Origin of the sequence: Solibacillus cecembensis, from assembly GCF_050272495.1 — a bacterium.
GTDB classification, from domain to species: Bacteria; Bacillota; Bacilli; order Bacillales_A; family Planococcaceae; genus Solibacillus; species Solibacillus cecembensis.
Genome location: NZ_JBNNMF010000002.1, coordinates 75,660 through 87,719, shown reverse-complemented (window position 1 = coordinate 87,719; position 12,060 = coordinate 75,660). Strand labels below are relative to the sequence as shown.

The following is a 12,060-nucleotide window of genomic DNA, read 5'->3' as shown; positions in this document are numbered from 1 at the left end:
CGCATTTATACCTTCCCTTTACGCTTCATTGAAAATACTTTCAGCGCAAATTGTGGAAGTACGAGCATACGCTTCCAACGGCTTGGTTGTTTTAATAAACGATAAAGCCATTCTAAATTTAACTTTTGCCAAATAACAGGCGCGCGTTTTACCGTTCCGGCAATGACGTCGAAGGAACCGCCAATACCTATGAACACACCATGTGAAAATTTCCCAATGTTTTCAGAAATCCATTGCTCTTGGCGCGGTACACCGAGTGCGATAAAAATTAAATCGGGCTCGAGCGCGGCAGCCTCCTCGGCAATTGTGTTATTGTTCCAATCAAAGAAGCCATCATGATGCCCGACAATTTCTACATTCGGATATTGTGCTTCAATATTGGCTACCGTTTTTTTGAGCGTTTCTTTTTGCGCTCCTAATAAATACACTTTGAAGCGCTTTTGTTGCCCGATGTTTAACAGACCAATCATTGTGTCATACCCAGTGACACGTCCTGGCAAGTCCTCGCCTAAGATTTTCGCGGCTTTTACGACACCAATTCCATCCGCACAAATATACGTTGCTTCATTAATATAGTTTTTTAATTTGGGTTCTTCATTTGCCCGCATGACAATTTCAGGGTTTGCGGTAATAACAAATGTTTTTTCTTTTTGTTCAACACGGTCTGCCAATAGCTCAATAAAGTTTTGCTGATCTATATGTAAGAAGGGAACACCCATAATCTTTACATGTTTCATAATTGTTATGACAACCTTTCTATTTTAATATCCATTACGCCACGGCTAACACTTGGCTAGAGTTTCACCATTTTAAATGAAGCAAGTCCATTGCGTTTTACTGCCATTTATCATACCACAAAAGTATTCTAGAAAGTTAACTTGCTTAAGCATAAGTCTTGCACTTCTATCTGTGAGGACGACTATCGAATATGCATTTAATTCCGTACGGGTTTAACCTAAGCTGAATCAAGTTAGATAGCACAGATTTTCAATCGGAGTCGAGGAGCATACAGTCAATGCTTTGACGTATCGTTACGGAAAAAGTTCATTCATATTTAAAAGCGTTCGAATTTATAGAAGGGAGCAATGAAAGCTAAATACAACTTCGATGGAAGGTATATCTATAATAGGTTAAATGTAGTTGCTGAATTAATATGGCGAAAATGCATTATTCAGTGCGAATAACCACTTTTTGATTTGTCACAATATAGACACATATTAAATTGTAGGCTTGTATCGAAAAAACGCATAAACTGCCGATAACTCTTATGGAAGTAGGTAGAAGGGGCATTTGAGCGCAACTCTCTATCGAATCAAGAACTAGAATTAATTCACTAGAAATAGAAAGGGAAGGGTATATTTTCTAGTAATAAGGGTTGTTTGGGCTAATTGGTTGCTATGCATGTATATTGCTATATATTTCAACATAGGATAAGATTGTTACGCATCTAACATTTGCCAAAGGATGCAAGGAATTGAGGAAGATGTTTCATGCCTTGTTAAAAGGGGGAAGATAATAAGCTGTAAATTATCTCAAATATCTCAAATATCTCCTTGTGTTCCAAAATGATAGATGGTATATTATAGAAGTAAATAAATGTACTAAACTGAAACCTTAGTAGTTAGTTTAGGAGCATTTAGAAAAAACCTTTGTGTGCTATGTTTAATAAGTAGCGAAAAACAGTATTCTTTTATATTGTGAGAAGCTGGTATTAAGCTGGATAAAAGGTAATTTAGGAGGAAAAAATTAAATGACAAAATCAAACAAGAGTCGTAAGTTTATCGCGACATCTGCAACTGCTGCATTAGTAGCATCTGCAATCGTACCAGTAGCATCAGCTGCTCAAATTAATGACTTTAATTCAATTTCACAATTCGCTCAAGAAGCGGTACAAGATTTAAACGATCGTGGAGTTATTAAAGGAGACCAAAAAGGTAACTTTAATCCTAAAAACAACGTAACTCGTGCAGAAGCAGCTACAATCTTAACTAACGCTTTAGGCTTAGAAGGTTCTGGTTCTACTAGCTTCAACGACGTTAACAAATCTGCATGGTTCTACAATGCAATCGACGCTGCAGTAAGCAACGGAATTTTCCAAGGTCAAGGCGCTGGCAAATTCAATCCATCTGGTAACTTAACTCGTTCTGAAGCGGCAATCATCCTTGTTGATGCTTTCGGTTTAGAAGGTTCAGCTGACCTTTCTCAATTCAAAGATAGCGCTAGCGTTAAATCTTGGGCTCAAGAAGCTTTAGAAATCGCTGTAGCTAACGAAGTAATGAAAGGTGACGGCGGTAACTTAAAGCCAAACGCATCTATCTCTCGTCAAGAATTCGCTGTAATGTACTTCCGTACTGAAGCTCTTGAAACAACTGAAGAAACAGTTTCTGGTTCAGTTAAAGCTATTAACAATACTACTGTTGAAGTAACTTTTGAAGATGCTGTTGCTGATGTGAAAGCATTAGACTTCGCTATCGAAGGTTTAACAGTTTCAAACGCTGTTGTTAAACAATCAGACAAAAAGACTGTAGTATTAACTACTTCAGCTCAAACTGCTGACGTAACTTACACAGTAACAGTTGACGGTGAAGCTGTTGGTACATTCAAAGGTGTATCTGCTGTAGTTCCAACTAAAGTAGAATTAGTATCTTCTTCAGTACAAGGTAAACTTGGTCAACAAGTTTCTGTACAAGCAAAAGTAACAGTTGCTGAAGGTGCATCTAAAGCTGGCATTCCAGTAACATTCTCTATCCCAGGTAATACTAACGATGCTGTAAAATCAACAGAAGTTGGTGAAGCAATCACTAACGCTGAAGGTATTGCAACTTACACTTACACTCGTTATGGTGTAACTACAGATACAGTAACTACTTATGCAACTGGAGATCGTTCTAAGTTTGCTATCGGTTATGTATTCTGGGGTGTTGATACAATCCTTGCTATTACAGAAGTAACTACTGGCGCTACAGTTAACAACGGTGCTAACAAAACTTATAAAGTGACTTACAAAGACCCAGAAACTGGTAAAGCAGTTGCTAACAAAACATTTAACGTTGGTTTCTTAGAAAACATGAACGTTACTTCTGATAAATTAGCAAACGCAACAGTTAATGGTGTAAAAGCTGCACAATTAAACAACAATACTAAACCACAAGCAGCTACAATTACTACAGACTCTAAAGGTGAAGCAACATTTACAGTATCTGGTGTAAATACAGCTGTAACTCCAGTAGTATTTGCAGAAAACCCTGTTCGTGACGAAGAAAAAACTTATAAAGCATCTGCTTTACAAGCAACAACTGCTAAAGTAACATTCGGCGCTGTTCAAGCTGACTACAAGATCGAGTTAACTCGTGAAGGTGGAGAAGTAGCTGCAATGGGTGCTAAAAACGGTCGTGAATACAAAGTTATCGTTAAAGATAAAGACGGTAAAGTTGCTAAAAACGAAATCGTAAATGTTGCATTAAACGAAAATTTAGACCGCGTAATCTCAACGAATACTCAAGCTAAATTCGTTAATGCTGATGATGAAGTATATTACCCACAAACTGCTAAAGACGGTATGACAGAAGATCAAATTTCTGTAAAAACAAATGATAAAGGTGAAGCAACATTTGTTATCTCTTCTGATTTAAAAAATGATTATGCAACACCAGTGGCTTGGATTGATATTAATACATCAGATGCTAAGCAAGGTAAATTAGATGAAGGCGAACCAAAAACGGTTGCACCAATTTCTTACTTCCAAGAAGCTTACCTTGATGGAGCATCAGTTAAGTCTTACGATAAAGACGGTAAAAAATTAGCTAAATTTGAGGATGCTGCAGTAGCAACATTCAAAGCAGAATTAGTAAACCAAAGTGATAAAGTTATTACTTCTGAAATTAAATCAGTTTCTTACACTGTATTCAATACAGGTTCAAATGATATTGAAGTAGCTACGAAATCTGGTGTTAAAACAGTTTCTCCAAACCGTAGCATCACATTATCATTCACAGGTGAGTTAGATTTACCTGAATTAAAAGTGAACTCTGTTGATGGAAAAACTTCATCTGTACGCGTAGTTGCTACTGGTGTTGCTAAAAACCCAGCAGATGCTAAAGACTTTGCATTTACTGCTAAAGAAGCAACAGCAACATTCACTGCATCAACTGAAGTAGCTAACGGTTACATTGGTCAAGTAGTTTCTGTTGATACTAAAGCTAAAACTTTAACATTTAAAGGCAAAAAAGCTATTTCACTTAAAGATGCTAAGTTTGTAACTGAAAATAACACTAATATTCCTGATTTAGATGGTTTTATCACTGAATTACAGAAATATGATACTGGTGTTGAAGTACAATATAGTAAAGATTCAGAAGGTAATGTAACATTTAAAATTGTACGTGCACTTCGTAATGGTCTAGCTACTGATAAAGTACTTGTAGATAGCTATATTACTGCTTTAACTGGTGCTACAATTACTACAACTGGTAATGTAACAACTCCTGCTACAGCAACTATTGATACTGCTTTAGTAGTTACTGGTTCTGTATATGGCAACACAGTAAAAGTAGATGGCGTTACATTTACTTATCATGGTGGTGCAACAGCATCTGAAGCATTAGTATTTAAAGATGCAGCAGATTTAGCTTACAAGATTAATGCACATCAAAATGTAAAAGTTACTGCAGTAGTTAATGGTACTACTCTAGAATTATCAGATACAAAAAATACTACATTCAAGTATAGTGTAAATGGTGTTGAAACTACGAGCACAACTGGTGTAGCGGGTATTGATCAACAAGTTACGTTTACATTCACTTCAGCATTTAACGTTGCTACTGGCGATAAAGTTGTAGTTAATACTACAAACGGTACTGTAGCTTCTATTAGCTCAGATAAGAAATCTGTAGTTGTTAAGTTTGCTGGTACTGGTATTTCTGCTACTACTCCTGTAACTACATTCACAGTTACTGATAAAACAGGTAATACAATTACAGTTAACGCAGGCGTTACTATTAAATAATATTATTATTTAGTAGTATGCACTAATTGCACAAAAACTCTAACAATCCACTACAATTTATGAAAATAAATTGAGTGCGGTTAGAGGGAAGAGTCCTTTGCGAGAGAAATCTTGCAATGGGCTTTTCTTTTTTACTCCCAAGCCTACGATCATATCTAGAGCCGTAACAACTCGACTTTCAAATAGTTAATATAATTATGAAGCAATGAATTAATGCCTTTCATTCCAAATGGAGTGAATGGCTATTTTTTATTTTCAAGGAGGAGTTCACATGGAGGAGAAGCAAATGGAAGTACCTGCAAAGAGGATTCAGTTAGTGGATGTGGTGCTGGAGAGAAAGGGTTCACAGATGTTCGAGGGAAGACGTGTTCGATCACCAGAGGATGCAGCAAACATCATTCGAGATTTCATCGGAGACAGTGACAGAGAAAAGTTTGTGGTGCTTGGGTTGTCGACAAAGAATGAACCACAACTTTTGCAAGTGGTGCACACAGGCTCAATCAATGCATCGATTGTTCATCCTAGAGAAGTCATGAAATCTTTAATTTTAGCGAATTGTGCGTGTTGTGTAGTTGCTCACAATCACCCATCGAATGATACAACACCAAGTCCAGAAGATATTGATGTGACCGAGAGATTGGTTGAAGCAGGTAAATTACTTGGTATTGATGTAATGGATCATTTGATTTTAGCATCTAATTCATTCCGCTCACTAAAAGAAGCAGGCTACATGTAAAGGAGATGATGAAACTTGAACGCATTCAAACGATTAGCAGAAGTGATGATGGAAAAGTACGGTATCTATGTTCCGCTTAGTGAAGTAGGCTATGACAATTTCGTACACCGGGCGCACAAACAATTCTAGCAATACAATACAATTTATGGAAATACATTGAATGTGGTTAGAATGAGGGAAGTCCTATGTGAGAGTTAAATAATCTTGCAGGGGGCTTTTTTTACCTAATTCTCAGACTCATATTCGGCTTTTAATTCTAGATTATTATGCAAAATTGGCAATAGTATCCTCTGCGTCATGAAGAAAATCCAATAACCTTTTGATAATATTAAAATTACGCCATTCTGAACCTATAAAATATACCAAATACCCCAATTTGAGTGTATAATAGACTTTATAAAGTAGAGTAGGAGTGATAAAACGTGGATAATAAATTACTTGGGAAAGTTAGTAAGGGTCTTGCTTCAACGATTATTGCTAGTCTTTTAGTATTTTCACAAACGGGTGTATCGGAAGCTGCTGAAGTAACGAAAAAAGTTGAAGTTAACCCACAAATTAAAATTTTAAATAATGGTCTTTTAGTGCCTGGTAGTGATGTTGCGCCAATCGTTATTAATGGAACGACGTATTTACCTGTACGTTCTTTGTCAACTGTACTTAACAAAACTGTTCTTTGGGATGGACTGACTAAATCTATTTTTATTACAGATAATGTTGATCCAAATGAATCTAAAAATGAAATTGCTAATTTAGAAAGATATATTAAAACAAGGGATGCTAAAATTTCTGAATTAGAACTTTCAATTAAAACCAAAGATACTAAAATCACGGAACTAGATAACTTAGTCAAAACGAAAGATACTAAAGTTGCTGAGTTAGAAAACACAGGCAAAACGAAAGACGCTAAAATCCTTGAATTAGAAAATGCAATTAAAGTAAAAGATGCTAGAATTGCAGAATTAGAGAAAAATAATAATTTCAATTCGAATACTACTCTAAAAGAAATAGAAAAACAATTGAATCGAGATCATCGATTTTTAAAGGATTTGAATGCTTATATCGTTCTAAAAGAGGAAAGACGTGGTATTAATGTTCAAATTGAAGTTAATTTAAGAGATAATACTGACTTTAATAATTGGAAGAACTTGAAAAAAGAAGATTTAACGAATTATGTAAATGGCATTGCGCGTGATATTTGGTATTATGACAGAAATGCTGAAATCTCAGGTAATGTATTTGATGTTTACGAGAATAAAGCAATAGGTGCATTCTATAATGATAGCAGAAATTCAATGAGTGTTTCTAAATACTAATGTAATGTTACATGCACCGGGTGCACAAGCAATCCAGACAATACACTACAATTCATAAAAATACAAAGAAAGTTCTTCATGGCTATGAATAGCTGTGAAGAGCTTTTTTTGATGGTTAAAAGTCATTTTCAATAATTAGTTTGATTTACCTCAAAAATCCGATTATGCTCAAAATAAGCCTACATGACCCCCTTCAAACCTACTCCCGAATTGAAATTCAGTTATCGAATCCAACCGATATGGTAAAGCTCCCACAACTTTGTTAATCTATTGAGCGCTATTAGAGCTTGGGGAAGTCCTATGTGAGAGTTAATCTTGCATCGGGCTTTTTTTGTTGTTAAGGAAACTATAAATTTTGGCATTGTGGATTATCTTTATATGAAGGAATGAACGGTGATGAGCGGCAGGCGAAAATGGAATTCAGCCGAATCATTCGACTTAAGTCGTGTGCATAAATCGTTGAGATTAACAAAAATTTACACGGCTTTTATATGGCACTAACAATCTCGCTTTATAGTTTTCATTATAAAATAAACTTTTTGGAGTTTGTTTCATGTTTAAAAAGAAGATTTTTAAAGAAGCTTTACCTTTCGCTGTTCTTTCAACGGTATTGTTCGGAAGTTTAATCGGTCCAGGTTCTCAGCTGATCGTACAGGCTCAAGAAACAACTTCGAATAATCAGTCCGAAGTGAAAAATGTCATTTTCTTAATTGGTGATGGTATGGGGGTTTCATATACATCTGCCTACCGTTATTTCAAAGATAATCCATCAACGCCTATTGTTGAATGAACAGAATTCGATAAGTATTTGGTCGGTCAGCAAATGACATACCCAGAAGATGAAAAGGAATCCATTACAGATTCGGCATCTGCAGCAACAGCTATGTCATCTGGTATTAAAACATTTAACAATGCAATCGCGGTTGATAATGACAAATCTCGTGTCAAAACAGTTTTAGAAGCGGCTAAGGAAGCTGGAAAATCAACAGGTCTTGTCGCAACTTCTGAAATTACACATGCCACACCTGCTGCATTCGGTGCTCACAATGAAAGCCGAAAAAACATGGACGCAATTGCAGACGACTACTACTATGAATGCATTAACGATAAACATACAATTGACGTACTACTTGGTGGGGGGAAATCGAATTTTGTTCGTTCGGATGTTAATTTAACGGACTCTTTCAAACAGGATGGTTTTAGTTACGTGACAACGAAAGAAGATTTGTTAAAAGATAGCAACGATCAAGTAGTCTGTTTATTAGCAGATGGTGGACTGCCTAAAATGATTGATCGTACAGATGAAGTCTCATCACTGGCGGATATGACAACTACAGCGATTGATCGTCTAAGTAAAAAACGATAATGGTTTCTTCCTTATGGTAGAAGGTAGTCAAATTGACTGGGCTGGCCACGCGAATGATGTTGTAGGTACGATGAGTGAAATGGAAGACTTTGAAAAAGCATTTAAAGCCGCGATTGATTTTGCTGAAAAAGATGGACAAACATTAGTTATTACAACAGCAGACCATTCAACAGGTGGATTTTCGATTGGGGCTAACGGAAGCTATGATTGGTCCACATATGCGATCAAGGCAGCTAAGCGAACACCTGAGTTTCTTACTGGAATAATAGCGGGTGGTGCCGATGTTGAAAATACATTAAAAATGTATATTGATCAAACGCTTTTACCATTAACAGCGGAAGAAATTGCTACTGTAAAAGCTGCTGGGGAAAAAGCAGCTGATATCGAAACGGCGATCAAAGCCATATTCGATAAACATTCATTTACTGGTTGGACGACAGGCGGACATACAGGTGAAGACGTACCTGTTTATGCATTTGGTCCATTGAAAGAACGTTTTGCGGGATTAAAGGATAACACGGATCATGCTAAAATTTTATTTGAACTTTTAAACTTGGGCAGTCCAAGTGAAGACAAGCATTAGAATTTTATGCACCGGGTGCGCAAACAATAAACTACAATTAATGAAAATACATTGTATGTAGTTGGCATGGAGGAAGTCCTATGTGAGAGAAATAAATCTTGAATGGGGCTTTTCTTTATGCATTTTCAACTAAATACGGTAGATCAACTACGCGAACAATGCATTCAAATATATAGTACAAAAAAATAGCCAATCATCTAAAAAATTTAGACAGCGGGCTATAAAGTCAGATTATTTTTATTAATTCTCATACTTAATCGTTGTCTCTCTCTTTCCAGGCATCACTTGTTCATATGCGTTTTTTGCCATTTGCGCGTATTGCTTTGAATTCTTCTTATAGTGAATCCGATTTAGAGCGCTGGTTATTGCTGCTTGGACTAATCGATGAGAGATGGAAAATTTACTGGAAGCATTCAATGCGTGTGGGAGAAAGGGAATTGAATTAGATGCGTTAGCGTTATTGATCGGCTATTCCCTTGAAGAAGTAACAGAAATCATTAAACGGTTATAAATACGAATACCGAGTAGCGGGTGCATAAACAATACAGCCACTTGAAAGAATGTCTGAACTACGCCCAATTATAAAAGCTGGCGTAGTTCAACATTACTTAAGCAATTCAATCGAATGCTAATTAAATTTAGCATACCTAGCTTGTAGCATTTCTAAGTTGTTGGATAAATGCTGAAACATTGCTGCTTCTGCTCCTTCAGCATCTCGAAGTGAAATAGCCTTTAAAATAGCTTGGTGTTCTTCGTAAACTTGTTTATTGCTACCTGCTATCATTGAATTGGTAGGTAGTGAGGCTTTTAATGCTCGATTGTATAAATCAAACAAATTTTCTAATGTCCGAATTAGCACTTCATTTTTGGTAGCATGAACGATTGCTTGATGAAAAAGGAACTCGGATTCATTGTTAATTTCGCTTGTTTGTTCGAGCTCCTTCAGAAGTACTTCTTGCGATTGCTCCATTTTTTGTAAGTCATTATCATCATGCCGTTGTGCTGCTAAAAAGGTTGCTTTTGTTTCAAGGATGATTCTCATTTCCAGCAAATCGATAATTTGTTTGGATGAGATAACATCGATTAAAGATTGATCGATGAGCTTTTCAAAAGGCTTAGGTCGAACCCAACTCCCACCACCATGGATGGATTCGATGATTCCATGAGAAGATAATGCACTCAACGCTTCACGTATTGGGACCCGACTCACATTAAACATTTTGGCTAATTCATTTTCTGACGGGAGCTTTGAGTCGATTGGGAACTCGCCAGATTGTATTTTATTTTTAATTTCTTCTATAACTTGATCAGATACACGTTTTCTAACGATCATCGCGGATTCTCCTTTTATTATAAAAGCCCTTCAATTTCTACTATTATAACACGGAAATAATAGTAGAAATGAGAGGCTTTGTCGAGAATTAGCTTATTTTTTTAGTGTTTTTCTTTTCTTTTTGCAGCTAAGCCCCATAACCCAAAATACTTATAGGCGACGATGATCGCTATTCCGCTAGCAAGAAGGGTAATAGGTAGAACCCAAGGTAATCCTATGGAAACGAGTATCGGTGCAAAAGTAATAATCATAATTTCAACGGGAACCATGCCTATATAGGATAAAGCATAATCATCTGAGGTTTTACTTTTTAAATCAGGATCGACAATACGAAGAAGTGAAAGTCCCATTGCTACGGTTCCTGTGCTCCAACCCCAGCCGAATAAGGATTTCTCAAACCAAAAATCTTTGAATATGTTTGGTCCGATAAACTTAAATATTAGATAAGCCCAAATTGTACCAAAAATAAATAGCATAATTAATGGGATAGCATAATCCATCACGACTACGACATTAATAGAAGCAATCCCGATGACAACTAAATAGTCGGTAGCACTTCCGCCAATTCGAGTCATTGTTTGCTGATCGACATAAGCGTCAGCCTTTACTTTTCTTATTAACATTTGGAAAAGTAATGCTACAACAAAGGCGATACTAAGTAAAGGTACAGAAATCCCTGGTAAAAGAGAACCTAACATTTGCGTTACCCAATAAGCAATCCCAACAACAAATGCAACGATAGATAAATGTAAAACTAAAGGATCAATCGAGCTCGATGATACGGTCTCATTACCTATACTTGTACGATCCTCAGGTTTAATTAACCCTGAACGCAATTCAGAAGGAAGATCTCTAAAACTCGAAATGAATTGTGTTTGTCCTTTTTCGGTACCTCTTTTTACAATAAGTATTCCGCCTAAGACAGCAACTAATATCCCAACAGTAGCGGATGTCATACCTAGATCCATCGCTTCTTCCCAGCCATGTAAACTAAAGGCATCTCCAAGTGCGGCTGCTGTACCATGTCCGCCTAAAAATCCAGCTCCTAACATTAAGCCAAATCCACTTGGTAAGTCCGTAAAGATTTGACCAATGATTAAAAGGCCAAATATGGCACCGCCACCCCACATTAACAATGTGAGTAACATTGAATAGGACCACATATCTCTAATGCGGCCAATGATTTCTCCTATTTTAACCTTCGAACTTCCTATTGGAATCGTGGCAAATATGATGGCAATTAATAGTCCTGGATATGTAGAAATTTGATCTGAGAACGGGAGTATATCTGCTCCACTCGGTCCAAGAGCTAGTCCGATAAAACCAGCAATAATACTAGCCGGTAAAAATAGAGCTTGAATCCATTTTATTTTCGCACGTAAAATAGTTCCTACTAACAGCAAACCAGATACGATACTAATATCTATCATTAATGACCAAATTGAATAATCGTTCATTTTATTCCCCCTATTGAGTAAGTAATAATATTTGTAATACAAGTATACAACATTTTTTTGCTTCATGTATAGGGTGTTAGAACCTGCACTGGGTACCACAACCTGAATGTATGAAGGTTTGTGTGAAGATTACTTAAAAAAAACTATTCATAATAAGCGTCGAATTTTAATATTAATGTAGTATTTCAACTGATTTTGTCTTTGCAGAATATAGTAATACTTGTAGGAATATAAATAGATAATCTCGTTCAGTAGAAAAGGAGACTT

6 protein-coding genes and 1 pseudogene are annotated in these 12,060 nt (G+C 36.4%); 4 read left to right on the top strand and 3 right to left on the bottom strand.

Annotation, left to right across the window (positions count from 1 at the left end):
* Positions 1–5 precede the first annotated feature (5 nt).
* A complete protein-coding gene (locus tag ACQKIH_RS02230) occupies positions 6–737 on the bottom strand; it encodes a WecB/TagA/CpsF family glycosyltransferase (protein WP_427763206.1) in 732 nt (243 codons plus the stop codon).
* 1,013 nt (positions 738–1,750) lie between these two features.
* On the opposite strand from ACQKIH_RS02230, the gene ACQKIH_RS02225 reads away from it, so the two are divergent.
* The 4 genes and pseudogenes from ACQKIH_RS02225 (at position 1,751) to ACQKIH_RS02210 (ending at position 9,003) form a co-directional block, all read left to right on the top strand.
* Positions 1,751–5,005 carry an S-layer homology domain-containing protein gene (locus ACQKIH_RS02225; RefSeq protein ID WP_427763204.1) on the top strand — a complete coding sequence of 1,085 codons (3,255 nt, stop codon included), beginning with the start codon at positions 1,751–1,753 and terminating at the stop codon, positions 5,003–5,005.
* Positions 5,006–5,276: 271 nt separating this feature from the next.
* A complete protein-coding gene (locus ACQKIH_RS02220) occupies positions 5,277–5,741 on the top strand; it encodes a JAB domain-containing protein (protein ID WP_427763203.1) in 465 nt (154 codons plus the stop codon).
* 422 nt (positions 5,742–6,163) lie between these two features.
* Positions 6,164–7,054 carry a stalk domain-containing protein gene (locus ACQKIH_RS02215; RefSeq protein WP_427763202.1) on the top strand — a complete coding sequence of 297 codons (891 nt, stop codon included), beginning with the start codon at positions 6,164–6,166 and terminating at the stop codon, positions 7,052–7,054.
* Positions 7,055–7,607: 553 nt separating this feature from the next.
* A pseudogene (locus ACQKIH_RS02210) lies at positions 7,608–9,003 on the top strand (alkaline phosphatase).
* 628 nt (positions 9,004–9,631) lie between these two features.
* On the opposite strand, the gene ACQKIH_RS02205 reads toward ACQKIH_RS02210, so the two are convergent.
* Both ACQKIH_RS02205 and ACQKIH_RS02200 read right to left on the bottom strand, forming a co-directional pair.
* Positions 9,632–10,336: a FadR/GntR family transcriptional regulator gene (locus ACQKIH_RS02205; RefSeq protein WP_427763200.1), complete on the bottom strand. Its 705-nt coding sequence runs from the start codon at positions 10,334–10,336 to the stop codon at positions 9,632–9,634.
* 101 nt (positions 10,337–10,437) lie between these two features.
* Positions 10,438–11,793 (bottom strand): sodium/glutamate symporter, encoded by a 1,356-nt coding sequence (locus tag ACQKIH_RS02200; protein ID WP_427763198.1) that lies wholly within the window; start codon positions 11,791–11,793, stop codon positions 10,438–10,440.
* Positions 11,794–12,060 lie beyond the last annotated feature (267 nt).